Source organism: Pseudomonas sp. KB_15, from assembly GCF_052114525.1.
GTDB lineage: Bacteria > Pseudomonadota > Gammaproteobacteria > Pseudomonadales > Pseudomonadaceae > Aquipseudomonas.
This window is the reverse complement of the sequence record NZ_JBFREX010000014.1, coordinates 88,335-113,077: the sequence shown is the minus strand read 5'-3', so window position 1 is coordinate 113,077 and position 24,743 is coordinate 88,335. Positions and strand designations below refer to the sequence as shown.

Annotated in this window: 25 protein-coding genes and 1 tRNA gene; 19 read left to right on the top strand and 7 right to left on the bottom strand. The window is 60.2% G+C overall.

Features of this window, described 5'->3' with window-relative positions; genetic code table 11:
* Nucleotides 1-14: 14 nt before the first annotated feature.
* Both AB4Z35_RS14625 and AB4Z35_RS14620 read right to left on the bottom strand, forming a co-directional pair.
* A complete protein-coding gene (locus tag AB4Z35_RS14625; protein WP_442097752.1) occupies nucleotides 15-773 on the bottom strand; it encodes a slipin family protein in 759 nt (252 codons plus the stop codon).
* A 2-nt stretch (nucleotides 774-775) separates the two neighbouring features.
* On the bottom strand, nucleotides 776-1,309 hold the full coding sequence (locus AB4Z35_RS14620) for an NfeD family protein (protein WP_442097751.1): 534 nt from the start codon (nucleotides 1,307-1,309) through the stop codon (nucleotides 776-778).
* Between the two features lie 199 nt (nucleotides 1,310-1,508).
* On the opposite strand from AB4Z35_RS14620, the gene AB4Z35_RS14615 reads away from it, so the two are divergent.
* Together AB4Z35_RS14615 and AB4Z35_RS14610 are read left to right on the top strand one after the other, a co-directional pair.
* Nucleotides 1,509-1,970 carry an aminoacyl-tRNA deacylase gene (locus AB4Z35_RS14615; RefSeq protein ID WP_008001619.1) on the top strand — a complete coding sequence of 154 codons (462 nt, stop codon included), beginning with the start codon at nucleotides 1,509-1,511 and terminating at the stop codon, nucleotides 1,968-1,970.
* 137 nt (nucleotides 1,971-2,107) lie between these two features.
* On the top strand, nucleotides 2,108-2,353 hold the full coding sequence (locus tag AB4Z35_RS14610; RefSeq protein WP_116264418.1) for a DUF2789 domain-containing protein: 246 nt from the start codon (nucleotides 2,108-2,110) through the stop codon (nucleotides 2,351-2,353).
* 4 nt (nucleotides 2,354-2,357) lie between these two features.
* Here the strand turns inward: AB4Z35_RS14610 and AB4Z35_RS14605 are convergent, their stop codons facing one another.
* Nucleotides 2,358-2,615: an antitoxin of toxin-antitoxin stability system gene (locus AB4Z35_RS14605; RefSeq protein ID WP_116264419.1), complete on the bottom strand. Its 258-nt coding sequence runs from the start codon at nucleotides 2,613-2,615 to the stop codon at nucleotides 2,358-2,360.
* Nucleotides 2,616-2,814: 199 nt separating this feature from the next.
* Here AB4Z35_RS14605 and AB4Z35_RS14600 point away from each other — a divergent pair, with 199 nt between their 5' ends.
* The 7 genes from AB4Z35_RS14600 (at nucleotide 2,815) to AB4Z35_RS14570 (ending at nucleotide 10,320) form a co-directional block, all read left to right on the top strand.
* Complete coding sequence (locus AB4Z35_RS14600) at nucleotides 2,815-3,243, top strand: MarR family winged helix-turn-helix transcriptional regulator (protein WP_008001616.1); 429 nt, start codon at nucleotides 2,815-2,817, stop codon at nucleotides 3,241-3,243.
* A complete protein-coding gene (locus tag AB4Z35_RS14595; RefSeq protein WP_442097749.1) occupies nucleotides 3,240-5,312 on the top strand; it encodes an FUSC family protein in 2,073 nt (690 codons plus the stop codon). Before AB4Z35_RS14600 ends, AB4Z35_RS14595 begins: the two co-directional genes overlap by 4 nt.
* Nucleotides 5,309-5,518: a DUF1656 domain-containing protein gene (locus AB4Z35_RS14590; RefSeq protein ID WP_007987399.1), complete on the top strand. Its 210-nt coding sequence runs from the start codon at nucleotides 5,309-5,311 to the stop codon at nucleotides 5,516-5,518. Before AB4Z35_RS14595 ends, AB4Z35_RS14590 begins: the two co-directional genes overlap by 4 nt.
* The gene (locus AB4Z35_RS14585) at nucleotides 5,515-6,402 is read left to right on the top strand and encodes an efflux RND transporter periplasmic adaptor subunit (RefSeq protein ID WP_008002380.1); all 888 of its coding nucleotides are present in this window, start codon (nucleotides 5,515-5,517) and stop codon (nucleotides 6,400-6,402) included. The genes AB4Z35_RS14590 and AB4Z35_RS14585 overlap by 4 nt, the downstream gene beginning before the upstream one ends.
* Nucleotides 6,399-7,847, top strand: coding sequence for an efflux transporter outer membrane subunit (locus tag AB4Z35_RS14580; RefSeq protein ID WP_442097747.1), 1,449 nt, complete (start codon nucleotides 6,399-6,401; stop codon nucleotides 7,845-7,847). Before AB4Z35_RS14585 ends, AB4Z35_RS14580 begins: the two co-directional genes overlap by 4 nt.
* A gap of 93 nt (nucleotides 7,848-7,940) precedes the next feature.
* Nucleotides 7,941-8,576 (top strand): hypothetical protein, encoded by a 636-nt coding sequence (locus AB4Z35_RS14575; RefSeq protein WP_007994475.1) that lies wholly within the window; start codon nucleotides 7,941-7,943, stop codon nucleotides 8,574-8,576.
* 238 nt (nucleotides 8,577-8,814) lie between these two features.
* A complete protein-coding gene (locus AB4Z35_RS14570; RefSeq protein ID WP_442097746.1) occupies nucleotides 8,815-10,320 on the top strand; it encodes a YdgA family protein in 1,506 nt (501 codons plus the stop codon).
* A gap of 58 nt (nucleotides 10,321-10,378) precedes the next feature.
* Here the strand turns inward: AB4Z35_RS14570 and AB4Z35_RS14565 are convergent, their stop codons facing one another.
* Entirely contained in the window at nucleotides 10,379-11,908 is a 1,530-nt protein-coding gene (locus AB4Z35_RS14565) for an FAD-dependent oxidoreductase (RefSeq protein ID WP_442097744.1), read from the bottom strand.
* 141 nt (nucleotides 11,909-12,049) lie between these two features.
* Here AB4Z35_RS14565 and AB4Z35_RS14560 point away from each other — a divergent pair, with 141 nt between their 5' ends.
* Genes AB4Z35_RS14560 through AB4Z35_RS14545 form a run of 4 tightly spaced genes read left to right on the top strand, consistent with a single transcriptional unit; the run spans nucleotide 12,050 to nucleotide 13,660 of the window.
* Nucleotides 12,050-12,610: a YbhB/YbcL family Raf kinase inhibitor-like protein gene (locus AB4Z35_RS14560; protein WP_442097743.1), complete on the top strand. Its 561-nt coding sequence runs from the start codon at nucleotides 12,050-12,052 to the stop codon at nucleotides 12,608-12,610.
* A gap of 56 nt (nucleotides 12,611-12,666) precedes the next feature.
* Nucleotides 12,667-12,939, top strand: a complete 273-nt coding sequence (locus tag AB4Z35_RS14555; protein WP_442097742.1) for a hypothetical protein — start codon at nucleotides 12,667-12,669, stop codon at nucleotides 12,937-12,939.
* Nucleotides 12,936-13,355, top strand: coding sequence for a type II toxin-antitoxin system Phd/YefM family antitoxin (locus tag AB4Z35_RS14550; protein ID WP_442097740.1), 420 nt, complete (start codon nucleotides 12,936-12,938; stop codon nucleotides 13,353-13,355). The genes AB4Z35_RS14555 and AB4Z35_RS14550 overlap by 4 nt, the downstream gene beginning before the upstream one ends.
* The gene (locus AB4Z35_RS14545; RefSeq protein ID WP_007994483.1) at nucleotides 13,352-13,660 is read left to right on the top strand and encodes a type II toxin-antitoxin system RelE/ParE family toxin; all 309 of its coding nucleotides are present in this window, start codon (nucleotides 13,352-13,354) and stop codon (nucleotides 13,658-13,660) included. The genes AB4Z35_RS14550 and AB4Z35_RS14545 overlap by 4 nt, the downstream gene beginning before the upstream one ends.
* Nucleotides 13,661-13,731: 71 nt before the next feature.
* On the opposite strand, the gene AB4Z35_RS14540 is transcribed toward AB4Z35_RS14545, so the two are convergent.
* A tRNA-Arg gene (locus tag AB4Z35_RS14540) sits at nucleotides 13,732-13,808 on the bottom strand.
* Nucleotides 13,809-14,156: 348 nt separating this feature from the next.
* Between AB4Z35_RS14540 and gabD the strand changes: the two genes are divergently transcribed.
* The 3 genes from gabD to AB4Z35_RS14525 all read left to right on the top strand — a co-directional run bounded on the left by gabD (nucleotide 14,157) and on the right by AB4Z35_RS14525 (nucleotide 18,415).
* Nucleotides 14,157-15,599: an NADP-dependent succinate-semialdehyde dehydrogenase gene (gabD, locus tag AB4Z35_RS14535; RefSeq protein WP_442097738.1), complete on the top strand. Its 1,443-nt coding sequence runs from the start codon at nucleotides 14,157-14,159 to the stop codon at nucleotides 15,597-15,599.
* Nucleotides 15,600-15,786: 187 nt separating this feature from the next.
* A complete protein-coding gene (gabT, locus tag AB4Z35_RS14530; protein ID WP_007994487.1) occupies nucleotides 15,787-17,064 on the top strand; it encodes a 4-aminobutyrate--2-oxoglutarate transaminase in 1,278 nt (425 codons plus the stop codon).
* A 136-nt stretch (nucleotides 17,065-17,200) separates the two neighbouring features.
* Nucleotides 17,201-18,415 carry an HDOD domain-containing protein gene (locus tag AB4Z35_RS14525; protein ID WP_442097736.1) on the top strand — a complete coding sequence of 405 codons (1,215 nt, stop codon included), beginning with the start codon at nucleotides 17,201-17,203 and terminating at the stop codon, nucleotides 18,413-18,415.
* Between the two features lie 125 nt (nucleotides 18,416-18,540).
* On the opposite strand, the gene AB4Z35_RS14520 is transcribed toward AB4Z35_RS14525, so the two are convergent.
* Together AB4Z35_RS14520 and desA are read right to left on the bottom strand one after the other, a co-directional pair.
* On the bottom strand, nucleotides 18,541-19,530 hold the full coding sequence (locus AB4Z35_RS14520; protein ID WP_442097734.1) for a GGDEF domain-containing protein: 990 nt from the start codon (nucleotides 19,528-19,530) through the stop codon (nucleotides 18,541-18,543).
* 252 nt (nucleotides 19,531-19,782) lie between these two features.
* A complete protein-coding gene (desA, locus tag AB4Z35_RS14515; RefSeq protein ID WP_442097732.1) occupies nucleotides 19,783-20,967 on the bottom strand; it encodes a delta-9 fatty acid desaturase DesA in 1,185 nt (394 codons plus the stop codon).
* A gap of 147 nt (nucleotides 20,968-21,114) precedes the next feature.
* Between desA and dibA the strand changes: the two genes are divergently transcribed.
* The 3 genes from dibA (at nucleotide 21,115) to AB4Z35_RS14500 (ending at nucleotide 24,613) form a co-directional block, all read left to right on the top strand.
* Nucleotides 21,115-23,055: a phosphodiesterase DibA gene (gene dibA / locus AB4Z35_RS14510; protein WP_442097731.1), complete on the top strand. Its 1,941-nt coding sequence runs from the start codon at nucleotides 21,115-21,117 to the stop codon at nucleotides 23,053-23,055.
* Nucleotides 23,056-23,341: 286 nt separating this feature from the next.
* Nucleotides 23,342-23,524, top strand: a complete 183-nt coding sequence (oscA, locus tag AB4Z35_RS14505) for a sulfur starvation response protein OscA (RefSeq protein WP_007975618.1) — start codon at nucleotides 23,342-23,344, stop codon at nucleotides 23,522-23,524.
* A gap of 75 nt (nucleotides 23,525-23,599) precedes the next feature.
* The gene (locus tag AB4Z35_RS14500) at nucleotides 23,600-24,613 is read left to right on the top strand and encodes a sulfate ABC transporter substrate-binding protein (protein ID WP_442097730.1); all 1,014 of its coding nucleotides are present in this window, start codon (nucleotides 23,600-23,602) and stop codon (nucleotides 24,611-24,613) included.
* The last annotated feature ends 130 nt before the right edge of the window (nucleotides 24,614-24,743 follow it).

Sequence of the window (24,743 nt, the reverse complement as noted above, 5' to 3'; positions counted from 1 at the left end):
CCTCATCGCAACCTTCAGGGTTTCGACGACAAGTCCGCCATGCCCTTGAGCAACTCGATCGGCAACGGAAAGACGATGGTCGAGCTCTTGTCGCCGGCAATCGAACTCAGGGTCTGCATGTAGCGCAGCTGCATGGCCCCCGGTTGGCGGCCAAGCATTTCAGCGGCCTGCATGAGTTTTTCCGAGGCCTGCAATTCGCCTTCGGCGTGGATCACCTTGGCTCGCCGTTCCCGTTCGGCCTCGGCCTGCTTGGCGATGGCGCGGATCATCGATTCGTTGAGGTCCACGTGTTTGATCTCGACGTTGGCGACCTTGATGCCCCAGGCGTCGGTCTGGGCGTCGAGTACTTGCTGGATATCGATGTTCAACCGTTCGCGCTCGGCGAGCAGTTCATCCAGTTCATGTTTGCCGAGCACCGCCCGCAAGGTGGTTTGAGCCAATTGGCTGGTGGCCATCAGAAAGTCTTCGACCTGGATGATCGCCTTTTGCGGATCGAGCACGCGGAAATACAGCACCGCATTGACCTTCACCGAAACGTTGTCGCGGGTGATCACGTCTTGCGCCGGAACGTCGAGGACCACCGTGCGCAAATCGACGCGAACCATTTGCTGAACCACCGGAATCAGCAGGATCAGGCCGGGCCCCTTGACCTGCCAGAAGCGTCCGAGCTGGAACACCACCCCGCGCTCGTACTCGCGCAGGATGCGAAACGTCGCCCCCGCCAGTGCGATGAGCAACAATAGCAGCGCGACAAGACCCAATTGCAAACCCATGACTATTCTCCGCCCGGCGCCGCGTCAGCCGCGGCCACTTGCAGCAGCAAACCCTTGCGTCCCACTACCCGCACCGGTTGCCCGGGTTGCAGCGGCGTCGCGCTGAGCACTTGCCATCGTTCTCCTTGCAGATGCACCCAGCCGCCATAGGCGTTGCCGGCCTGCAATGACGTCACCGCCGTCACGCTGCCGACCAGCCCGGCATCACCGCTGACGGTGTGGCGCGGTCGGGTCTTCAGCGCGTGAATCACCAGGTAGATCAGCAACAGCGCGCTGATCAGTCCCAGGCCGATCATCAATGGCACGGGCACTTCGGTGTTGGACAGGATCACCGCGCCGATCACGAACATCACGATGCCGCCCAGGCCGATCACGCCGTAATTGGGCAGGGCCGCCTCGGCGATCAGGAACGCGAGGCCGAAGGTGATCAGCCAGATCCCGATGGGGTTGGGCACTAGCAACACAACTGTGTCGGTGGCGCAGGCCGATCCGCTCAACGCCAACAGCAACGCAACTGCACAGCAACGCATGTTCACTTGACCCTCCGGGAGAGTCGTGGAGTGGCTCTGTACACAGTTTAGTTGAGCCTCGGCCGGTATGAATTTTGCTCAATTGCCGTCGTCGTCCGATGGGCGGATTTCCCGCCGGAACGCGCTGACGGGCCTAGACTTTTACTACGCAAGCAAAGCTTTAATCATCGTCTGCCGGCGGTCATGGCGGACACCGAGGTGCATCATGCGTATGGCAAGAACCGTGCAGCGAAGCCTGGAAAAGGCTCAATGCGAATATGACATCGTCAGCCACCCACACTCGGCCAGCAGCCTCGAAACGGCACGGGTCGCAGGCATTCCTGCCGAACGGGTGGCCAAATCGGTGATCCTCGACGATCACCATGGGCATTACCTGATGGCCGTGCTGCCCGCCAGCCGTCACCTTGACCTGAGCAAAGTCCGCAGCAGCGGTGAATGGCAGGTTTCCCGCGAAAGCAACCTGGCGCACCTGTTCGAAGATTGCGAACGCGGTGCCGTACCGGCGCTGGGTGAGGCCTATGGGTTGGAGGTGGTTATCGATCCGTTGCTGACCCGGCAGAAAGACATCTATCTGGAGGCCGGCAACCACGTCAACCTGGTACGTATGGACATGCCCGAGTTTCTGAAAATGGTGCCGCATGCCGAGGTGCGGGAGTTGAGTCATTGAGTTTTGTGCTGCCAATGCTGCCGTCATCGCGAGCAAGCTCGCTCCCACAAGTTTTGTGATCGACACAAATCCTGTGGGAGCGAGCTTGCTCGCGATGACCGCGCAGCGGTCCCTAAATTGGTCATCAGGAGTTCAACATGGAAAGCCCAACCCACAACCTACCTTCGCTGTTCAAACAACTCGGCCTGCCGGACGATGCCGAAAGCATCGATAAATTCATCGCCACCCACTCACCGCTCAAACCGGATCTGCAACTGGCGGATGCGTTCTTCTGGAGCAAGTGCCAGGCGGATTTCCTGCGGGACGAGATTCTCGATGACGCGGATTGGGCCGAGGTGGTGGATCAACTGGATGTGATGTTGAGGAAGGGGCGGGGGGTGTGAGTCGTCATCGTCCGGCAGCGAACTCTGCCTCAATTTCATCATTTGTCAGCCCGTCGCCGGCGCGCATCGAAGCGCGTGCGGTGTCGACCTTGCGCTGCAGGAACTCTTCGTACTCGCGAGCTTGCTGCTGGGATTGAACGAACTGACGCATCATTTCCCGGACTATTTGCGAGGCAGGACGATGAGCAGCTTCTGCTTCGGCCATGAACTGTTCGCGCAATTCAGATTCAAGTTTCATCGTAAAAACGGCTTGTTTCGACATGGCTGCCTTCTCGGTTGTCGTAATGACAAAGTATATACATCTTCAGTACGGTGGCTGATTCACCCCCCATGGCTTCGCGACGGATGGAAGCCAATATGTTTCAAAACTTGACGGAAAATCCCCTCCAATGCAATATTGATAGTTAGCAAACTAACAGTGTGTGTTTTCCCTCGTGCCGAATAACCTCGACGTTCTCCAGATGAACATCAGCAGCGCCATGGTGGTGGCCGCCAGGCATTGGCGCAAAATCTGCCAGACCACGCTGGTCAACTATGGAATCTCCGAAGCCTGCGCCGTTCCGCTGTTGATGATCGGGCGCCTGGGTGAGGGCGTGCGGCAGGTGACGGTGGCGCAGGCCGCGGGGATGGAGAGCCCCTCGCTGGTACGCTTGCTCGATCAGTTGTGCCATGCCGGTTACGTCTGCCGCACCGAAGACACACAGGACCGCCGCGCTAAATGCCTGAGCCTGACCGAAACCGGCCGGGACCTGGTGCAGGCGGTCGAAGTGGAGCTGGTGCGCTTGCGCCACGAAGTACTTGAAGGCATTGACCAAGGTGATCTGGAAGCTACGCTGCGGGTACTGAGAGCTTTTGAAGCGGCCACGCCGCCATCGGTGGCCAACTCTTGAACGGATTTTTCTCTGGCATGCCCCCGGCGCGGGACTGGTTCTACGGGGTCCGCACCTTCGCTGCATCGATGATCGCGCTGTACATCGCCCTGCTCATGCAAATGCCGCGTCCGTACTGGGCGATGGCCACGGTGTACATCGTTTCCAGTCCGTTTCTCGGCCCTACCAGCTCCAAGGCGCTGTACCGGGCGGTCGGCACCTTTATCGGCGCTGCGGCGGCCGTTCTGTTCGTGCCGATGTTCGTGCAGAGCCCTTACGTGCTGGTGGTAGTGATTGCGCTGTGGACCGGGACGCTGCTGTTTTTGTCCCTGCATTTGCGCACGGCCAACAACTACGCCTTGATGCTCGCCGGTTACACCTTGCCGTTGATCGCCCTGCCGGTGGTGAATAACCCGTTGGGGGTGTGGGACGTAGCCGAAGCACGGACCGAGGAAATCTTTCTGGGCATCGCCGTGGCGGCAGTGGTCGGTGCGATGTTCTGGCCGCGGCGCCTGGCGCCGGTGTTCAATGATTCGGTGAGCAAATGGTTTACCGATGCATCGACCTACAGCCTGCGATTCCTCAGTCGCAATGTGCAGCCTGAAGAAGTCAGCGCGTTGCGGGCATCGATGGTCGCCACGTTCAACTCCCTGGAGTTGATGATCGGTCAGTTGCCCCACGAAGGTTCGCGTCCGCAGACGGTGCGCAACACCAAGGAGTTGCGTGGGCGGATGATTCACCTGCTGCCGGTAGTCGATGCCCTCGACGACGCGCTTTATGCCCTGGAACGACGCACTCCCGAGCTTGTGGATAAGTTCGCTCCGTTGCTGACGGCCACCACCGAATGGCTCGGGCACAAGGATGCCGATCTCGACCGCTGGCAAGCACTGAAGGATCAACTTGAGACCCTGCAACCTGCTCCCGAAGCGCTGGATGATCGCAAGCAGCTGCTGTTCTCCAACGCTATTTACCGTCTCGGCGAGTGGATCGATTTGTGGCAGGACTGCCGCAGCCTGCAATACGCCATCCAGTGCGAAAGCCAGGACAGCTGGCGCGCGGTGTATCGGCACTGGCGGCTGGGGCGGCTGTCCCCGTTTCTGGATCGCGGCCTGATGTTTTATTCCGCAGCGTCGACGGTCACGGCAATCATTGTCGCCTCGGTATTGTGGATTCTGCTGGGCTGGACCGATGGCGGCAGCGCCGTGATCCTGGCGGCGGTGGCGTGTAGCTTCTTCGCCTCGATGGACGACCCGGCGCCGCAGATTTACCGGTTCTTTTTCTGGACGGCGATGTCGGTGGTGTTCGCCAGCCTTTATCTGTTTCTGGTGCTGCCCAATCTGCATGACTTTCCGATGCTGGTGYTGGCGTTCGCCGTGCCGTTTATTTGCGTCGGCACCCTGACCGTCAAACCGCAGTTTTACCTGGGCATGCTGCTGACCCTGGTCAACACCTCGTCCTTTATCAGTATTCAAGGCGCTTACGACGCGGATTTCCTCAGTTTCGCCAACTCCAACCTGGCCGGTCCCATGGGGCTGCTGTTCGCGTTCATCTGGACCCTGATCGCCCGGCCGTTCGGTGCCGAACTGGCGGCCAAGCGCCTGACCCGTTTCAGCTGGCGTGACATTGTCGGCCTCTCTGAACCGGCCACGCTGTCTGAGCATCGGCTTCTGGGCATACGGATGCTCGATCGGCTGATGCAGCATCTGCCGCGCCTGGCCATGACCGGCCAGGACTCCGGCGTGGCGCTGCGGGAAGTGCGGGTGGCACTGAATCTGTTGGACCTGCTCGCTTATACGCCGCGGGTCCTCGGTGTGCCGCAGGTGCTGCTGCGCCAGGTGGTGGCCGAGGTGGGCGAGTACTTCAAGGCCTGTCTCAAGGCCGGTGAACGCTTGCCGGCACCGAGCCCGTTGCTGATGACCCTCGACCGCACGCGTCGCGCCCTCAGCGGTGCCGGCGATGATGAAACCCGTCGGCATCTGCTGCACGCCCTGAGCGGCCTGCGCCTGGCACTGTTGCCCGGCGTCGAGTTCGTCGGTGCCGCCGAGCCAGAAGAACCGCTTCCCCATGGCATTGATGGAGCGCCTTTATGATCGGTGACCTGGATCTCAGCGGAGTGTTCCTGCCCACGCTGCTGGTGCTGATGGGCATTACGTATGTGTTGTACCTGTTGGTGCACGGGGTGCTGACGCGCCTGCACTTTTACCGTCTGGTCTGGCACCGGGCATTGTTCAACGTGGCCCTCTACGCCTTGCTGCTTGGCGCTGTGGATTCACTCAGTCGATACCTGATGACATGAAAAAACCGTTTCTAACCCTTGGTCGCGTGGTGTTGACCCTGCTGATCGTGAGCTTCGCCGTGGTCGTGGTCTGGCGCATGGTGATGTATTACATGTTCGCGCCCTGGACCCGCGACGGGCACATCCGTGCCGACATCGTGCAAATCGCGCCGGATGTCTCCGGGTTGATCCAGCAAGTGGAGGTGCGCGACAACCAGTTGGTCAAGCGTGGCCAGGTGTTGTTCAGCATCGATCCGGACCGCTTCAAGCTGGCCCTGCGCCAGGCCAAGGCGGCCGTTGCCGACCGCGAAGAAACCCTGGCCCAGGCCCAGCGCGAGGCCAAGCGCAACAAAGGCCTTGGTAACCTGGTGCCGGGTGAACAACTGGAAGAAAGCCAGTCGAAAGTCGCCCGCGCCCAGGTGGCCTTGATGGAAGCCCAGGTGGCGGTGGACAGCGCACAACTCAACCTCGATCGCTCGGTGATCCGCAGCCCGGTAGACGGCTACGTCAACGACCGCGCGCCACGGGCCCAGGAGTTCGTCAGCGCCGGGCGTCCGGTGTTGTCGGTGGTCGACAGCAATTCGTTCCACATCGACGGCTATTTCGAAGAAACCAAACTGAACGGTATCCATATTGGCCAAAGCGTCGACATCCGGGTGATCGGCGACAATGCGCGCCTGCGCGGGCATGTGGAAAGCATTGTCGCCGGTATCGAAGACCGCGACCGCACCAGCGGCAATAACCTCTTGCCCAACGTCAACCCGGCCTTCAGCTGGGTGCGGCTGGCCCAGCGGATTCCGGTGCGGATCGCCTTCGATGACGTGCCGGAAGATTTCCGCATGATCGCCGGGCGCACCGCCACGGTATCGATCATCGACGATCAGCAACGGGAGCCAGCGCAATGAGCAAGGCCTCGGGTTTGGCGGTCGCCGGATTAGGCTTGCTGCTGTCGGCGTGTCAGATGGTCGGGCCGGATTATCACTTGCCTGAGGAGGCGGCTGTCCATCGTCCAGACTTCCAGGGCGATCTGGCGGTCGACGGCAAAACGGTGGTGTCCGCACCGGTGCCGGCCGATTGGTGGCGCCTGTATCGGGACCCGCGACTCGACCAGTTGGTACAGCAGGCCATGGCTTCCAACACCGATTTGCGCGTGGCGGCGGCCAGTCTGTCGCGGTCTCGCGCTCAGGTCGATGAGGCCGAGGCGGCGGGCGGCTGGAGCGGCGGTGTGAAGATGGGCGCCCAGCGCTTGCAGGAATCGGGCGAAGCCTTCCTGTTGCCGGAAAAAGTGCCGGTGGCCAACATCGGCGATATCGGCATCAGTGCGTCGTACCAGTTCGACCTGTTTGGCACCTTGCAACGCGGCATCGAAGCGGCCAAGGCCAATGCCGATGCGACACAGGCCGCCGCCGATACGGCACGCATCACTGTAGTGGCCGATGTGGTTCGGGCCTACACCCAAGTGTGCGCGGCCAATGAAGAGCGGGAAATCGCCCAGCATTCCCTCGACCTGCAAGCCCAAAGCACCACGCTGATCCAGCGCTTGCGCGATGCCGGACGTGGCGACGAAACCCAGGTCACCCGCTCGCAAACCCAGTTCAAATCCCTGCGCGCCGACATGCCGCGCTATGAGGCAGCACGTCAGGCCGGGCTGTATCGCTTGTCGATGCTGCTGGCCAAACCGGTAGATCAACTCCCGGCCGGCACCGCTACCTGCGACGAACTGCCAAAAATTGCGCAGTTGATCCCGGTGGGCGATGGCGCCGCATTGCTCAAGCGTCGCCCCGATGTGCGGCAGGCCGAGCGGCGACTGGCGGCCGCCACTGCCGGTATCGGTGTCGCCACGGGTGAGCTGTACCCGAACATCAGCATCGGGGCGACGGTCGGCACCGTCGGTATCCTGGAAAACCTCGGTGAACCGTCCACCAATCGCTGGGGCTTCGGTCCGTCGCTGACCTGGAACGTGCCGACCAACGGCGCCCGGGCGCGCATCCGCGAAGCCGAAGCGGTGACCCAGGCGACGCTGGCGCATTTCGATGGGGTGGTACTCAACGCGATTCGTGAAACCCAGACCGGCCTCGCCCAGTACACGGCATTGCTGCAACGTCGCGACGCACTGGCCGACGCCGAGCAATCGGCAAAACTGGCCGCCGACCAGACTCACCGTTTCTTCCAGGCTGGCCGCGAATCGTTCCTGGCGGACCTGCAAGCGACCCGCACTTACACGGATGTCACGGCGCAATTGGCCGCTGCCAACACTCAGGTTGCCGCCAGCCAGATCGATTTGTTCCTCGCGTTGGGCGGCGGTTGGGAAAGCGGACGAACGCAAGCGTCGAACTCCGACAAACCCTGAGGCCGTTGCTATGCTTTGAAGTGTTGGAAGGGCGCCCCGTGCAAAGCGTCCTTTCTTCGCACAAGGCTCGCGCAGGTCAGGGGGAAACCAGTAATGAAAAACCCTTATGCTCTCGGCTTCTGGTGCGCCATCGTGGCGTTGGTGCTGCTGTCGGCCACCTATTTCTACGGCATCATGCTGGCCCACCAGATCGACAAGGCTCTGGCGTTCCTCGACAGTGCCGTCGCGCTGATTGCGGTGATGTCCGTAGTGGTGGTGGCCTGGGCTTCGGTCCAGAGTCAACGCATCAAGAAAAGACAACTCGAACAAGGCAAGACCCTGGTCCTGATCTGGGACACCAAGGTGGCGTTACGTCGTGTCGAAACAGTGTTCGACCGCTATTTCTGGGGCAGTTACTGGCAACCGGGGCGCACGTTTCAGGAAGTCATGGGCGAATTGACCGGCACGCCGCTGGAAAAAAGCCTCGAGACCCTGAAAAAACAATGCCTGGCGCTGGACCGGCAAGTGGCTGACGACGGTCGGCACTGGCTCAGCAATGCCCGGGAACTGGCCGATGTCGCCACGGCCATGGCCCGCGAACGCTATCAACTGGACGTCTGCGACCCGCGCGCGGAGGTGACGGGCGGGGCGGTGATCAACCGCGACTTCGAAGTGCTGGTGTACACCTGGACTGCGCGGCTCAAAAGCTTTGATCATCAGCTGGATGAGATTGAAGTCCAGTATTCCTGATGTTGTGTTGGCTGTTCTGACGCCTTCGCGAGCCTGCTCGCGATGGCGATTGCATTGATTGCGAATATCTCCAACCTTGTGAACACCCCCCAAGACACTCTTTCACCTTTAATCATTGGGCCGCTCGTCGTGCCCGGTGCTAATCTGCTTTCCACTTTCAGCGCAGTCGAGCCGCAACCCGTCATGGGTTCAGGGAAGACGACCTCACATTCAACAACGGACACTGAACGGGTCATACATGAATAAATCAGCAGGCGTGCTACTGGGAATTGTTGTCGCAATCGGTGCCATCAGTGCAGGTGGAGCCTGGTTCACCGGCACCAGGCTCGAAGGTGTGTTGAACACCTCGATTGCCGATGCCAACAAGGAACTGCAAGCGGCCATGGTCGGTTCCAGCGGCACTGCGTCGCTGGAACTGGTATCGCTGGAACGTCATGTATTCAGCAGTACCGCGCACTATCGCCTGAAGGGTGAAGGTGAAATGTTCGGCGAAACGCCGGTCGAGCTGCTGTTTGTCGATCAGATCGAACACGGCCCGTTGCCGTTCTCGCGGCTGATGGCGCTGAAGTGGCTGCCGGTCTTGGCGACCAGTCACTACGAACTGGAAAAGACCCCGCTCACCGAAAAGTGGTTTGCCGCCGCCAAGGACAAATCCCCGCTGACCGGCGTGGTCAATATCGGCTATGACAACGCGACCAATGGCACCTTTGAGTTGCAGCCGCTGGAAATGGCACTGGATGACAAGTCGAGCATGAAATTCTCCGGCCTGAGCATCGACGTCGCCGCCAGCGCCAAGGCGCAGAAGGTCAAGGCCAACGGCTACATGGACAGCCTGAAAGTGACCACCGTGTCCGAAGACCAGGCACCGGTGCAGGTTGAGTTGAACGGCCTGACCCTGGCCAGCAACCTGACAAAAAGTACCTACGGTTTCTACACCGGCGAAAACGTCCTTGAGCTGACCAGCGGAAAATCGACCTTTGGCGTCAAGCAGTCGGTGCTGGACTTCAAGAAATTCGAGATGAAGAACCTGACCGAAGAAAAGGGCAGCAGCGCCTCCGGGCGTGCCGATTACAAGGTCGGCGAAGTGTCCCTGAATGGCAAGACCATCGGTTCCGGTGCGCTGGCCATGAGCCTGAAGAACCTCGACATTCCGGCCACGATGTCGTTGATGCAGGTTTACCAAAGCAAACTGCAGCCGTATGAAAGGGCGGCGGCCGAAGCAACGGCGGCCGGCCTGCCGGCGCCGGAGCTGAAACTGACTGAAGCCGAAGAAGCGCTGCTCAAATCCAGCCTGGAAAAACTGCTGGCGGCCGGCCCGCAGGTGGCCCTGGAAAACCTGTCGTTCAACACCGCCAACGGTGAGAGCCGCGCCAATATGGTGCTCGACCTGACCAAGCCACAGGCCATCGATCTACCGACCGATCAGTTGGTCAGGCAGCTGATCGCACTGCTGGACTTCAAGCTGCAAGTGTCCAAGCCCATGCTGGTCGATGTGCTTACCGTGCAATCGCAAATCGACGGTCAGACCGACGCCAAGCTGATTGCCGACCAGGCCACCGCCACCGCAGACATGTTCAGCAGCATGGCGGTCGGCAGCCAACTGGCGAAACTGGACGGCAATAACATCGTCACCAATTTGCATTACGCCAACAATCAGGTGGACTTCAACGGCCAGAAAATGACCGTCGAAGAGTTTGCCGGTTTTGTCATGAGCAAGTTTGCTGATACTGGCGCCACCGAGTAACGGCGGCCGTTTACCCGGTAACGCCCGGCCTCTGCATCGCGCAGGTGCCGGGCGTTTACTAGGGTACGTCACGGATCAGGCGCCATGCCTCTTCCCAGGGCAACGGTTGTTTCATCCGCTCGGCAAGCATCGCCATGGCCCGGTCCATCTCGCAGGCTACCGCCGCCGACACCACGTCGTTTTTTCCAAACAGGCCTATGAAAGGCGGATCGTAAGGGTCGCCCTTGAACTCGACTTCGTCCCAGGCCTCGGCGTGCCCGAGGTATTCGTAGGTTTTACCGAAATGCCAGGTCCAGAAAAACGGCACATCGAGATAATGCTCGTCACCGCCAAGCATATTGGCCGCAGCGATTCGCGCCTGTTGTTGGGCCAGTCGCCAGTGTTCGATGCGCAAGTATTGGTTGTTCAGCGGGAACGTGGCGATATCGCCGGCCGCCCAGAGGCTGTCGGCCACGCGCATTCCCCCGTCGACACGCAGCGAGTGATCCTGCTCTTTCGCCAGCCCGGTGAAAGCAGTGGTGGCCGGGGTGACGCCAATGCCGACCAGCACCAGATCTGCCGGCAAGCGTTGGCCGTTGTCCAGCCGCACGGCTTCGACCTTGTCCGTCCCTTCGATCTGTGCCGCATTGCCCCGGGTATGAAACACGACACCATTGGCTTCATGCCGCGCGCGAATGGCCTTGCCGACCGTGTCACCGAACTGTTTGGCAAACGGCACTTCGTGGCGGGCCAGCACGGTCACATTCAGGCCAAGCTGACGCAGGGACGAGGCGGACTCCATGGCAATGAAACTGTCGCCGATGATCACGACTCGCTGGCCGGCACTGGCGCTGTCCAGAATCTGCTGCGCATGGGCTTTAGAGCGTAAGACGAACACCTGAGGCAGGTCGGCGCCGGGCAGCGTCAGCGGCTTGGGTAAGCCGCCGGTGGCCAGCAGCGCGGCGTCGTATGTCAGTGATTGGCCGTCAGTCAGGCGCAGCGTCCTGCTTGGCGCATCCAGGCTTGCCACTTCGCCTCGCAGGCGCTCGATCCGCTGCTCGCGGTAAAAGTCCTCGTCACGCAGTGGCGGGACTTCTTGCAGGGGCATCTCCCCGGCGATCACGTATTTGCTCAGCGCGGTGCGGTCGTATCCGGCGTCGGCTTCGCGGTCGATCAACAGTAACCGGCCGCCAAAACCTTTCTCGCGCAACGCCGCTGCCGCCGCCGTGCCTGCCGCGCCAGCGCCGATGATAATGAAGGTTCGTGGATCGTCGGCCGGTGGCGTGTGGGCGTCCGAAAACGGCTGGTCGCCGACCCAGATGTCGCCGTCACGGACTTCGAGGGGATAGCGCTTGAGGCTGTCCAGAGCTGGCGGTTCACACAGCCCGCCATCCTCGATCCGAAACTGCGCCTTGTGCCACGGACAGGTCAGGCGCCCATCACATATCGCCCCGTCCGCCAGCGGGGCTCCGGCATGAGGGCATTCGGCCTGATAAGCGCGCAGTTGCTCACCGGCCCGCAACAGCAGAATCTTGCTGCCCTGGACTTGCACTTCCAGACCCCGGTCTTCGGGCACATTGGCGACACGCGCAACGCGATGCAGAGTCATGATTGCTCTCCAGACAAACGTTTCACTTATGAGTCTGGTGCTTATCACGAGGTTCAGCCAATTTGCCCCCTGCCAAGGCGCGAACGGTCCGGCTATAGTTTGCACGCCGACGACGGCCCAACACGCACAAGGTGCTCCGGTATGACCCGATTGACCTCATTGAACCCTTGGCTCGCGGCCGTAGCCGTTGCCCTTTGCGTGCAGTTTCCGGCGCAGGCCCAGGAGCGCTTCACCCTGAACATTCCGGGTGTTTCCGATGACCGTCTGTTCACGTCGGCCGCCGCCAGCGATTCCGCGGGCTGTGGCGGACATAACATTTCCCCGGCATTGAACTGGAACGCCGGCCCGGCAGCCACCCAAAGCTACGCCATCGTCATGCACGACCCTGACGGTCAGAGGGGCCAGGGCGTCGATCAGTGGGTGCATTACGGCATCAAGGCCGGCACTCACCAGATCCCGGCCGGCGCCGGGAGCAAACCCGGCCTTGAGGGCGTCGGCGGTACCAACAGCAAGGCAACCACCGGTTACGTCGGCCCTTGCCCACCCGTTGGCGACAGCGCGCACCACTACATCATCCAGATCTACGCCCTGGACCTGGCCCCGGACGCCTTGCCCGCCGGCCTGACCCGTGCGCAGCTGCTGGAAAAAATCAAAGGCCACGTCCTGAGAAACAGCAGCGTGGTACGGCGCTATCACCGCTAAAGGCTGATCGCCCCGGCGGACTTGCAGAAAGCTGAAGTGCGCAGCATTCCGGGGATTTGGCATCCACCCCCGAAAGCGCGCACTATCAGGCTATAGCCGATGCGTTGGAGGATGCCGTGGCAAAAAAAATCGACCGCATCGCCCAAATGCTCAACTGCCCGCAAAAGGGTGAGGAACTGCGGCGAGCGATTACCGAGAGTCGCAAGGATTTTCTGCTGAATCAGCCGGAAGAGGATGTTGTTGAAGACAACGACCTTGAAGAGGAGTTCTTTGAGGACGACGAGGACGATGACGATGAATACGACGAGTTCGACTGGACGACAGAATGAAAAACCGCTTCGGCGGTTTTTTTGTGGGCCAACACAGCACTGGTCGGAGATTCGTTGACCCCCATGCAGAGAATGGAACACTATCAGGTACTTTTTTTGGTACCTTTGGAGCCATCATGGAGCAGCTACTCGCAAGCCGTTCGGTCAGCATCACCGAGCTCAAGCGCAGCCCGAGCACGGTAATCGAGCAAGCGGGTTCCGAGCCTGTTGCCGTGCTCAACCACAATCGCCCAGCCGCCTATCTTCTACCGCACGCGGCCTATCAACAGTTGCTGGATCGACTGCATGCTGCCGAACTTCGTGAAGCCATTGCGGCCAGCCGCAATGATCCGCGTCCGGCCATTGCTGCCGATGCAGTGTTTGCCGAGCTTGATACGCTGATTGACGAGGTAGCAGCCGAGCAAAGCCGTCCATGAGGCAATTGCTTTTCTCTGCACTGGCACGGGACGATCTGCTGCAAATCGCCCGTTTTATCGCCCGAGACAACCCTGAACGGGCCCGGACGTTTGTGCGCGAGCTACGTATGCAGTGCACACGATTAATCGATCAACCGAATTTGGGTGTTCCAAGAGACGATTGCGCCAAGGGGTTGCGAATGCTTCCCCATGGCCGATATCTGATTTTCTACTGTCTGATGGACGATGAGATCAAGGTCGAACGCGTACTGCACAGTGCGAGAGACATCGGCCGGCTGTTTGAAAAAAACAGCATTGATCATTAGGCGTCAAGCCTCCGAACACCCACAAAAAAGCCCCAGGCCCATAAGGCCTGAGGCTTTCTCGTTACAACGTATGGTGCACCAGGCGGGATTCGAACCCACGACCCCTGCCTTCGGAGGGCAGTACTCTATCCAGCTGAGCTACTGGTGCAGCGGGCGCCATGATACGCATATGCGCTGCGGGCGTCCATGCTGCTGAATCGCCTGCGTTTTTTTAAAGCTGTAACAGGCGTTTGCTACGTTGATCAGAAAAAATGGGCAAAAGCGTCGTTTTCGTTCTTTTTTTCGAACAGCCTATTGTCCTTTACCCCCTTTGATCCTAGGATTCGTTTGAGATTTCAAACGCTCTTGTCTGGGTGCTGAACCGCACGAGTTCAATCAGTGCGCTATTTATGTGCTTCAGCCCGGTGAATGATTTCCCTGACGGCAGCCTATTGAGGCGCCTTTCTACAATCATAATTTGCTCCGTATTGTTACGGTGCTGTTAAGGAAAGCCGACATGCAGCTTAAAGACACCCAGTTGTTCCGCCAGCAAGCCTTCATCGATGGCGCGTGGGTTGATGCGGACAATGGTCAGACGATCAAGGTCAACAACCCGGCAACGGGCGAAATTCTGGGCACCGTGCCGAAAATGGGCGCTGCCGAAACCCGCCGTGCGATCGAAGCTGCTGACAAAGCGCTGCCGGCCTGGCGTGCACTGACCGCCAAAGAACGTGCGAACAAGCTGCGTCGCTGGTTCGAGCTGATCATCGAGAACCAGGACGACCTGGCTCGCCTGATGACCCTGGAACAAGGCAAGCCATTGGCCGAAGCCAAGGGCGAAATCGTTTACGCCGCTTCCTTCATCGAATGGTTCGCCGAAGAAGCCAAGCGCATCTACGGTGACGTGATTCCGGGCCACCAGCCAGACAAGCGCCTGATCGTGATCAAGCAGCCAATCGGCGTGACCGCTGCCATCACCCCGTGGAACTTCCCGGCTGCAATGATCACCCGTAAAGCCGGCCCGGCTCTGGCTGCCGGTTGCACCATGGTGCTCAAGCCTGCTTCGCAAACTCCGTTCTCCGCTTTCGCCCTGGCTGAACTGGCCCAGCGTGCCGGCATCCCGGCTGGCGTGTTCAGCGTGGTTTCCGGCAGCGCCGGCGACATCGGCAGCGAGCTGACCAGCAACCCGATCGTGCGCAAGCTGTCCTTCACCGGTTCGACCGAAATCGGTCGTCAACTGATGTCGGAATGCGCCAAGGACATCAAGAAAGTGTCCCTGGAACTGGGCGGCAACGCACCGTTCATCGTGTTCGACGACGCGGACCTGGATAAGGCCGTCGAAGGCGCGATCATTTCCAAGTACCGCAACAACGGTCAGACCTGCGTCTGCGCCAACCGCCTGTACATTCAGGATTCGGTCTACGACGCGTTCGCCGAGAAGCTGAAAGTGGCTGTGGCCAAGCTCAAGATCGGTAACGGTCTGGAAGCAGGCACCACCACTGGCCCGCTGATCGACGAAAAAGCCGTGGCCAAGGTGCAAGAGCACATTGCTGACGCCGTTGCCAAAGGCGCCACCGTGCTGTCCGGCGGCAAGTCGATGGAAGGTAACTTCTTCGAACCGACCATCCTGACCAACGTACCGAACAACGCCGCCGTGGCCAAGGAAGAAACCTTCGGTCCATTGGCTCCGCTGTTCCGCTTCAAAGACGAAGCCGACGTGATCGCGATGTCCAACGACACCGAGTTCGGTCTGGCCTCGTACTTCTATGCTCGCGACCTGGGCCGTGTGTTCCGTGTGGCTGAAGCCCTGGAATACGGCATGGTCGGCGTCAACACCGGGTTGATCTCCAACGAAGTCGCGCCGTTCGGCGGCATCAAGGCCTCGGGCCTGGGCCGTGAAGGCTCCAAGTACGGCATCGAAGATTACCTGGAAATCAAATACCTCTGCCTGGGCATCTAATAAGCCGGGAAGAGCATTGCTTCAAACGCAAAGGGCACGAGAGCGCTGTCCCTTTGCGCCGCTTCAAACCGGAATATTCTCGGTGGCCGGGAACGCAGTGGCAGTCGATCATCGCATGCTGCCGCCGTTGCTCCCCGTCGCTTTATCCTTGAACCACGCCGCCCGATGAGCGGTGAATGAGGAATGTATGAGCAAGACTAACGCTTCTTTGATGGCCCGCCGTACCGCTGCTGTTCCACGTGGTGTTGGCCAGATTCACCCGATCTTCGCCGATTCCGCGAAGAACGCGACCGTAACCGACGTTGAAGGTCGTGAGTTCATCGACTTCGCCGGCGGTATCGCTGTGCTGAACACCGGCCACGTGCACCCGAAAGTTATCGCCGCCGTGACCGAACAGCTGAACAAGCTGACCCACACTTGCTTCCAGGTTCTGGCCTACGAGCCGTACGTGGAAGTGTGCGAAAAAATCAACGCCAAGGTCCCAGGTGATTTCGACAAGAAAACCCTGCTGGTGACCACTGGCTCTGAAGCCGTGGAAAACTCCATCAAGATCGCCCGTGCCGCCACTGGCCGTGCCGGTGTGATCGCCTTCACCGGCGCCTACCACGGTCGCACCATGATGACCCTGGGCCTGACCGGTAAAGTCGTGCCTTACTCGGCCGGCATGGGCCTGATGCCAGGCGGCATCTTCCGCGCGCTGTACCCGAATGAACTGCACGGTGTGAGCATCGACGATTCGATCGCTTCCATCGAACGCATCTTCAAGAACGACGCCGAGCCGAAAGACATCGCCGCGATCATCATCGAGCCGGTTCAGGGCGAAGGTGGTTTCTACGTCGCTCCGAAAGAATTCATGAAGCGTCTGCGTGCCCTGTGCGACCAGCACGGCATCCTGCTGATCGCTGACGAAGTACAGACTGGCGCTGGCCGTACCGGTACTTTCTTCGCCATGGAACAGATGGGCGTTGCTGCCGACCTGACCACTTTCGCCAAATCCATCGCTGGCGGCTTCCCGCTGGCCGGTGTGTGCGGCAAGGCCGAATACATGGACGCCATCGCTCCAGGCGGCCTGGGTGGCACCTACGCCGGTAGCCCGATCGCTTGCGCCGCGGCCCTGGCCGTGATGGAAGTGTTTGAAGAAGAGCACCTGCTGGATCGTTGCAAGGCTGTTGGCGAGCGTCTGGTGACTGGCCTGAAGGCCATCCAGGCCAAGTACCCGGTGATCGGCGAAGTCCGTGCCCTGGGCGCGATGATCGCTGTCGAGCTGTTCGAAAACGGCGACAGCCACAAGCCAAACGCTGCCGCTGTGGCATCGGTTGTGGCCAAGGCTCGCGACAAGGGTCTGATCCTGCTGTCCTGCGGCACCTACGGCAACGTTCTGCGCGTCCTGGTACCGCTGACCTCGCCGGACGAGCAACTGGACAAAGGCCTGGCGATCATCGAAGAGTGCTTCTCCGAGCTCTGATCACTCGGTGTGACCTGATCCACAAAAAACCCGCTTCGGCGGGTTTTTTCATGCCCCTTGAAACTCATCCCGCGCATTAGCGCTGTATCGAATGGCCTGCATTGGCTAAGGTTCCTGCATTGTCAGGGAGAGCTGTATGACGACTGTCATTTTACCCGCGGTTCCAAGAGTCCTGATCGCCGAGGCCGACCCCTGGTCCYGGGATCTGCTCAAGGAAGTGTTGTTGAACGTACGTTGCGATGCGCGGCTGGACTTGTGCGCCGATGGTCAGCAAGCGTTGGAGCTGTTGGCGACCAACCCCTATGACCTGGTGATCGCCGACTGGGAGTTGCCTGGCGTCGATGGCCTGAATGTCCTGCGCAGTATTCGCCAGCGCAAACGCAATCCACCTCTGCCGTTCATTCTGATGAGCAGCCGCAACGACGGTGCCAGCGTGCGCGAGGCCTTGCCTCTGGCGCCGGCCGCCTACCTGACCAAGCCCCTGAATATGGAAAGCCTGACCCATCGGTTGCAGGGGTTGCTGCTGCACGCCGGGGAAGAAGTCTCGTGCGAAGTGCCGTCGCTGGCGCCGGGCATGACGTTGTCGGTGTATCTGGAACGTCGACGCGAACTGGCCGACGGTGCGCCGCTGATGACCGACGTGCAGGTGGCGGTCAAGCGCAGCCTCAACCCCAATGGTCTCGACCTGACGGTACTGGAGGACGAAATCCGCACCGATCCGCAGGTCACGGCTGTGCTGATCGCTGCTGCCAACAGCGCGGCGCAGCACCTCGGCGTTGCTGTGCAAACCCTGTCCCAGGCGCTGCATCGCCTGGGCACCGGACAGAGCATGAACCTGATTCTCGGCCTGGCGCTCAAGCGCAGTGCCCGGCTCAGCGATCCGCAATTGGCTGACTATGCCGAGCGTTACTGGGATCTGTCGCTGCACACCGCCGAATACGCGCGAACCCTGGCGCGCCTGCTCGATCTGGATCAGGAGCGTTGCTATTGCGCCGGCATGTTGCATCGTCTCGGCGATCTGGCGTTGCTGCGCTGTCTGCAGGAATGGAAACAGGCTGGCGGCGAACTGGACGAGTTGGAGGAAGTGGGTGAAGCGCTGGCCGAGTATGGCGCGGCCTATGGTTCGGCCCTGCGCACACGCTGGCGCCTGCCGCTGGAGTTACGAGAGCTGATTGCCGCGGCCTACCAGCTCGGTGGCGGGGTTTACTCCCGCGAAGCGTTGGTGATGAACATGGCGGCGCAGATGGCGCGCCTGACCGAGCATGAGGGCATCGAGGAGCTGGCAAAGAGCCGGACGGCGCGGTTGCTCAAGATCGGCTTGCCGGAGTTGATGCGCTTGCGCAAAAAGTAAGTACACCACCAACCCCTGTAGGAGCGAGCTTGCTCGCGATGAGAGTCTGACATTCAACATTAATGTCGATTGACAGTCCGCTATCGCGAGCAAGCTCGCTCCCACAGGGATCCAAGGTGATCCTGTCAGGCAGTAACAATCCGGTTCTTGCCCTCGCGCTTGGCCTGATACATCGCGGCATCCGCCCGGGAAAACAGGTGCTCCACGTTTTCGTCCCCGGCGGTCAGGCTGGTCAGGCCCTGGCTGACGGTGATGCCGAACGACTGGCCTTCATGGTTGAAACTCAATTGCTGAATCTGCCGTTGCAAGCGTTCAGCCACTTGCAGGGCCATCTGCGGTGTACAGCCGGGAAACACCGCTGCGAACTCCTCACCGCCAATGCGCCCGAACAGGTCGCCACGGCGCAACGCTGCGCGGCCGCTTTCGGCGATGCGTTGCAACACGTTGTCACCTTCCTGGTGGCCGTAGGTGTCGTTGACTGTCTTGAAGTCATCGATGTCCAGCATCAGGAACGACAGAGGCTCGCCCTGTTGCCGGGAGTGTTCGAACGCGCGGTGAGCACATTCGAAGAAATGATGGCGATTGCTGCTTTGGGTCAGCGCGTCGGTGGTGGCCAGGCGATGCAGCTCGGTCTCCATCTGCTTCTTGTCGGTGATGTCTTCGGCGATGCCAACGATGATCACCGGTTGACCCGGCTCGGCCTGGCGATTGATGAAGCATTTGTCGCGGAGCCAGCGCACTTGGCCGTCGGCGGCAATGATTCGATACTCGCGGTCTTCCACGGCACCTTTGTCCAGCACTTCGGCCAGGCTGCGTTCGGCATAATCCAGGTCGTCAGGGTAAATGCTGTCGCGCCATTGATTGCAGTCGGCCAGCAGCAGATCGGCCGAGCGGCCGAAGAGCCGTTCATAGGCGGGGCTGACGTAAAGCACCCGGCGGGATTCCCAATCGAATGCCCACAGCACCGCGTTGACGCTCCCCAGCAAGGTGCTGAACAACTGTTCGCGTTCGCTCAGGCGTGCCACTTCGCCTTGGGCGCGCATCAGCGCCATCAGGGTCTGCGCGGCCTCGGGCCAATGGGGCGAAGATGAGTCTTGCAGGTTTTTTGGGGCCATCGACACAAATCTCAAAGGGCATGCCGCGCGCGATCGCGGCCAACATCAAGCCCGCCGGGGATGGCGAAGTGTCTTTGAGATAGGGGTTTTTGGATGAAGTTCCCGCCGTTTGTGGCGAGGGGGCTTGCTCCCGCCGGGCGGTACTGGCGACGCGATTTTTCAGTCAGGGGGTGCCAGTCAAATCAATATTGACTGACACGCCGCCTTCGCGAGCAGGCTCGCTCCCACAGGTTTTGCGGCAGCGCGCTGCAATCAGACGGCGGCAGGACGCAGGGAGTAGGTTTTCAACTGATCGGCGAAGTCGCGCAGGGATTGAATCCCGCTGGCTTCGGCTTCGTGTACCCAATCCTTGATGGCCGCCAGCATGTCGTGGCCATTTGAGCTGGTCTTGACCCAGATCTGCTGCAGGGCCAGGCGTTTCTCGTAAATTACCTTCAGCGCCTGACTGTGTTCGAGCATGTTCTGGATGCGTACATGGTGTTTGTCATCCAGCAGGCTGGTCTCCCGCGAAAGCAGGCGTTTGGCCCGGTGGAACTGGTGACGTACCGAGTGATCGACCTTTTCCAGCTCTTGCTTGACCAGCGGGCCGATCACCAATTTGCGGTACTGGGCCATGATCTGGAAGCGGTTGTTGAGGATCGCCATGGCGGTGTCCATGTCCAGGTTGCCCTTGCCTTCGACGCGATGGGCAATCGGCGCAACCCGTTGAACCTTGGCCAGGCGCAGGAAGCTGAAGACTTGAATCCATGCCCAGCCCAGGTCGAATTCCCACTTCTTCACCGACAGTTTTGCCGAGTTAGGGTAGGTGTGATGGTTGTTATGCAGTTCTTCGCCGCCAATCAGGATGCCCCACGGCACCAGGTTGGTCGCCGCATCGCGGCATTCGAAATTGCGGTAGCCGATGGCATGGCCCAGGCCATTGACCACGCCGGCGGCCCACACCGGGATCCACATCATCTGGATAGCCCAGATGGTGATGCCGATGGTGCCGAACAGCAGCAGGTCGATAACGCCCATGATCGCGATGCCCAGCAGCGGGAAGCGGCTGTAGAGGTTGCGCTCGATCCAGTCTTCGGGGCAGTTCTTGCCGTAGATGCGCAGCGTCTCGGGGTTTTCCGCTTCGGCGCGGTACAACTCGGCGCCTTTGCGCAACACCGTGGACAAGCCCTTGATGACCGGGCTGTGCGGGTCATCGACGGTCTCGCATTTAGCGTGATGCTTGCGGTGGATGGCGGTCCACTCGCGGGTGTTCTGCGCCGTGGTCAGCCACAGCCAGAAACGGAAGAAATGCTTGAGGCCCCCATTCAGCTCCAGGGAGCGATGGGCCGAGTAACGGTGCAGATAGACCGTGACGGCAATGATCGTGACGTGGGTCATCAGCAGGGTGACTGCCACCAGTGACCAGGCCGACAAGCCAAGTAAACCTTCGTACCACATAGGCTGTAGGGCCCTCGATAAAGAAAAAAACAGCCGTTGCATTATCACTAAGCCCACACAGAAAACCAGTCGCCCTTTCAGATAAGAGTGGCTGGATGTGTCTTTAAACTATAATTCCAACCTTTTTGTAGGGACATGGATCGCCGGATGTCTGCCACCTATCGCGATGCCTTGCGCGCAGCGCTGCTCTATCTATTGCTTTCTGTGGTTTGGCTGCAGATCAGTGGTTATTTATTGAACAGTTTCTTCGATAGCTCCGCCGAGCGACTGCGATGGCAACTGATCAACGGTTATGTCTGGGTGCTGTTCAGCGCCGGGTTGATCTTCATTGCCCGAGCGCGGCTGCTACGGTGTCTGGGCATCGGCGCCACATTGCACGAGCGCAATACCAACCGCGAGCGCCTGCGCCAGGCAGCGGCAGTGTTCGACTGCACCCGCGAAGGCGTGCTGGTCACCAATCGGGAAGGCGTGATCGTCCATGTGAACCGGGCGTTCATGGAAATCACCGGCTACGGGTGTGAGGACGTGCAGGGACAGCGGCCCAATATGTTCAAGTCCGGGCGTCATCCACCCGATTTCTATCGGGCGATGTTCGCCGAGCTTGAAAGCACCGGGGAGTGGAGCGGGGAAATCTGGAACCGGCGCAAAAGCGGCGAGGTTTACCCGCAATGGCAGACGATCCGCCTGATCCACGACGACTACGGCCAGCCGAGCCAGTATGTGGCGGTGTTTTCCGATATCAGTGCGATCAAGAACTCCGAACACGAGTTGATGCACCTGGCGCACCACGACCCGCTGACGGACCTGCCGAACCGCCTGTTGTTCACCGACCGCGCCGAACAGGCCCTGGCCTCGGCACAGGTCCACAAGTGTGGCTGCGCGCTGCTGATGATCGACCTCGATCACTTCAAGTTGATCAACGACAGCCTCGGGCATAGCGTTGGCGATCAGTTGCTCAAGGCTGTGGCCGAGCGCCTGGGCGCCATGTTCGGCCCGGGCATCACCCTGGCGCGCTTGGGCGGGGATGAGTTCGCGGTACTCGCCGAAAGTTGTCCGCAACTGGTCCAGGCCGCTGCGTTGGCCCAGCGGATTATCGATGGCCTCAAAGAGCCGTTCCTCATTGATGGGCACCAGCTGTTCATCAACACCAGCATCGGCATCAGCCTGTTCCCCAGCGATGCCTTGAGCGTCGAGCAACTGCTGCGTAATGCAGACTCTGCGCTGTTCAAGGCCAAAAGCACGGGGCGCAATGATTATGCCCTGTACACCGAAGAGTTGACGGCCCACGTGCAGCAACGAGTCGAGATTGCCTTCGAATTGCGCCGCGCCCTGGACCGGCAAGAGCTGCGGGTTCATTACCAGCCGGTTCACGACCTCAAGACCAGCCGCCTGATGGGTGTCGAGGCGCTGGTGCGTTGGCAGCACCCTCAGCGAGGAATGGTGTCTCCGGCGGAATTCATTCCGGTGGCCGAACGAACCGGCCTGATCGCTGAAATCGATGCCTGGGTCATGGCGCAGGCGTGCCGGCAGATGTGCCGGTGGCAGCGGGACGGGGTGATGCTGTCGTTTGTTGCGGTCAACGTTTCTTCACGGTTGTTCGCCCGTCGTGAGCTGTATCGGCAGGTGGCGCAGGTACTGCGCGAAACCGGGCTGGAGCCGGCCTTTCTGGAGCTGGAAGTGACCGAAAGTGCGGTGATGGAGGACCCGGAAGTCGCGCTGGAGCAGATGCATCGTCTGCGCGAGTTGGGAGTGCGCCTGGCCATCGACGACTTCGGCACAGGTTATTCATCGCTGCTGCGACTCAAGCGTCTGCCGGTGCAGAAGCTGAAAATCGACCAGGGCTTCGTGGCCGGGTTGCCGTGGGATGAGGACGATGCGGCGATTTCGCGGGTGATCATTGCCTTGGCGCAGAGCATGGGCATGCAGGTGCATGCCGAGGGGATCGAGCAGGTCGAACAGGCTGCTTTCCTCCTCGAACAGGGCTGTGATCTGGGGCAGGGTTATTGGTTCGGGCGGCCGGTGCCGGCAGGGCAGTTGAACTGGGCTCATGCGCCGGTGATCGGAGCAGTTACCTCACCGCCTTGCTGATACACAAAACCTGTGGGAGCGGGCTTGCTCGCGAAGGCGGACTGTCTGGCAACAGGGGTGTTGAATGTGCCGGCCTCTTCGCGAGCAAGCCCGCTCTCACAGGTTTTTTGTGTGCTTGAAAGAGGGCGATTCATCTCAAGCCCTTGTCCCTTCAAGTAATGTCTTATGGTTATATAAACATTCTTAAATAGTCTTTTTAAGAATATCCATGTCTCTCTAGTATTGCTCTCAAGCCGCAAGCAGTGCCGACACTGCGAGGCAATCTCTCGGTTGAAGGAGCAGCAATATGAGCGCATCCCTGCGTAGCGTCGACGGTCAAGACGAAGCCACCATCCTGCGTGAAATCCAGAGTGCCCTGCGCGACCTGCGCTTTGGGGCCGTGGAAATCACCGTGCACAACGCCCAGGTGGTGCAGATCGAACGCAAAGAAAAATTCCGTTTGCAACAGCCGGGCAACAAGCCGGGCTGAGGCGAATCAGGCACCGCGATTTCCGATATCCCATAAGAAAAAGCCAACACACCAAGAATTCCAGGAGCTTTCACCATGTCGTCGATTCGTCATTTCGCTTTGGCCGCCCTGGCCAGCGCCCTTTTTGCCGGTTCCGCAGTTGCCAAGGACTACGAGCTGCTCAACGTGTCGTACGACCCGACCCGCGAGCTGTATCAGGACTACAACGCCGAGTTCATCAAGTTCTGGCAGAAAGACCACGCGGGCGACACGGTGAAGGTCCAGCAATCCCACGGCGGCTCGGGCAAGCAAGGTCGGGCGGTGATCGACGGCCTGCGTGCCGACGTCGTGACCCTGGCCCTGGCCGGTGACATCGACGAAATCGCCAAGCTCGGCAAAAGCCTGCCAACGGACTGGCAAAAACGCCTGCCGGACGCGAGCACGCCTTACACCTCGACCATCGTGTTCCTGGTGCGCAAGGGCAACCCTAAAGGCATCAAGGACTGGGGTGACCTGGTCAAGAATGACGTCTCGGTGATCACGCCGAACCCGAAAACCTCCGGCGGTGCGCGCTGGAACTTCCTCGCGGCGTGGGCCTATGGCCTGAAAGCCAATGGCGGTGACGAAGCCAAGGCCAAGGAATACGTACAAACCCTGTTCAAGCACGTACCTGTGCTGGACACCGGCGCTCGCGGCTCGACCATTACCTTCGTCAACAACGGTCAGGGTGACGTATTGCTGGCCTGGGAAAACGAAGCCTTCCTGGCCCTGAAAGAAGAGGGCGGCGCCGACAAGTTCGACATCGTCGTGCCTTCGCTGTCGATTCTCGCTGAGCCACCGGTAGCGGTGGTCGACAAAAATGCCGAGAAAAAGGGCAACGAGCAGATCGCCGAAGCCTACCTCAAGCACCTGTACAGCCCGGCCGGCCAGGAAATCGCGGCGAAGAACTTCTATCGCCCGCGTGACAAGGACGTGGCCTCCAAGTACGCCCAGCAGTTCCCGAAACTGGAACTGGTGAGCATCGACAAGGACTTCGGCGGCTGGAAAACCGCGCAGCCGAAATTCTTCAATGACGGGGGCGTGTTCGACCAGATCTACCAGGCGCAGTAATCTTAAATAGCCACTACGAGCCCCAATGCAAGTCAGCTAAGGTGCTTAACATGTGGGAGCGGGCTTGCTCGCGAAGACGGTGTATCAGGCGGCATTAACGTTGACTGACACACTGCTTTCGCGAGCAAGC

Coding starts and splice junctions, on each gene's coding strand:
- AB4Z35_RS14625 (WP_442097752.1), bottom strand. CDS start 773: ATGGGTTTGCAATTGGGTCTTGTCGCGCTGCTATTGTTGCTCATCGCA.
- AB4Z35_RS14615 (WP_008001619.1), top strand. CDS start 1,509: ATGCGTATGGCAAGAACCGTGCAGCGAAGCCTGGAAAAGGCTCAATGC.
- AB4Z35_RS14610 (WP_116264418.1), top strand. CDS start 2,108: ATGGAAAGCCCAACCCACAACCTACCTTCGCTGTTCAAACAACTCGGC.
- AB4Z35_RS14605 (WP_116264419.1), bottom strand. CDS start 2,615: ATGTCGAAACAAGCCGTTTTTACGATGAAACTTGAATCTGAATTGCGC.
- AB4Z35_RS14600 (WP_008001616.1), top strand. CDS start 2,815: ATGAACATCAGCAGCGCCATGGTGGTGGCCGCCAGGCATTGGCGCAAA.
- AB4Z35_RS14590 (WP_007987399.1), top strand. CDS start 5,309: ATGATCGGTGACCTGGATCTCAGCGGAGTGTTCCTGCCCACGCTGCTG.
- AB4Z35_RS14585 (WP_008002380.1), top strand. CDS start 5,515: ATGAAAAAACCGTTTCTAACCCTTGGTCGCGTGGTGTTGACCCTGCTG.
- AB4Z35_RS14580 (WP_442097747.1), top strand. CDS start 6,399: ATGAGCAAGGCCTCGGGTTTGGCGGTCGCCGGATTAGGCTTGCTGCTG.
- AB4Z35_RS14575 (WP_007994475.1), top strand. CDS start 7,941: ATGAAAAACCCTTATGCTCTCGGCTTCTGGTGCGCCATCGTGGCGTTG.
- AB4Z35_RS14570 (WP_442097746.1), top strand. CDS start 8,815: ATGAATAAATCAGCAGGCGTGCTACTGGGAATTGTTGTCGCAATCGGT.
- AB4Z35_RS14565 (WP_442097744.1), bottom strand. CDS start 11,908: ATGACTCTGCATCGCGTTGCGCGTGTCGCCAATGTGCCCGAAGACCGG.
- AB4Z35_RS14560 (WP_442097743.1), top strand. CDS start 12,050: ATGACCCGATTGACCTCATTGAACCCTTGGCTCGCGGCCGTAGCCGTT.
- AB4Z35_RS14550 (WP_442097740.1), top strand. CDS start 12,936: ATGAAAAACCGCTTCGGCGGTTTTTTTGTGGGCCAACACAGCACTGGT.
- AB4Z35_RS14545 (WP_007994483.1), top strand. CDS start 13,352: ATGAGGCAATTGCTTTTCTCTGCACTGGCACGGGACGATCTGCTGCAA.
- gabD (WP_442097738.1), top strand. CDS start 14,157: ATGCAGCTTAAAGACACCCAGTTGTTCCGCCAGCAAGCCTTCATCGAT.
- gabT (WP_007994487.1), top strand. CDS start 15,787: ATGAGCAAGACTAACGCTTCTTTGATGGCCCGCCGTACCGCTGCTGTT.
- AB4Z35_RS14520 (WP_442097734.1), bottom strand. CDS start 19,530: ATGGCCCCAAAAAACCTGCAAGACTCATCTTCGCCCCATTGGCCCGAG.
- desA (WP_442097732.1), bottom strand. CDS start 20,967: ATGTGGTACGAAGGTTTACTTGGCTTGTCGGCCTGGTCACTGGTGGCA.
- dibA (WP_442097731.1), top strand. CDS start 21,115: ATGTCTGCCACCTATCGCGATGCCTTGCGCGCAGCGCTGCTCTATCTA.
- oscA (WP_007975618.1), top strand. CDS start 23,342: ATGAGCGCATCCCTGCGTAGCGTCGACGGTCAAGACGAAGCCACCATC.
- AB4Z35_RS14500 (WP_442097730.1), top strand. CDS start 23,600: ATGTCGTCGATTCGTCATTTCGCTTTGGCCGCCCTGGCCAGCGCCCTT.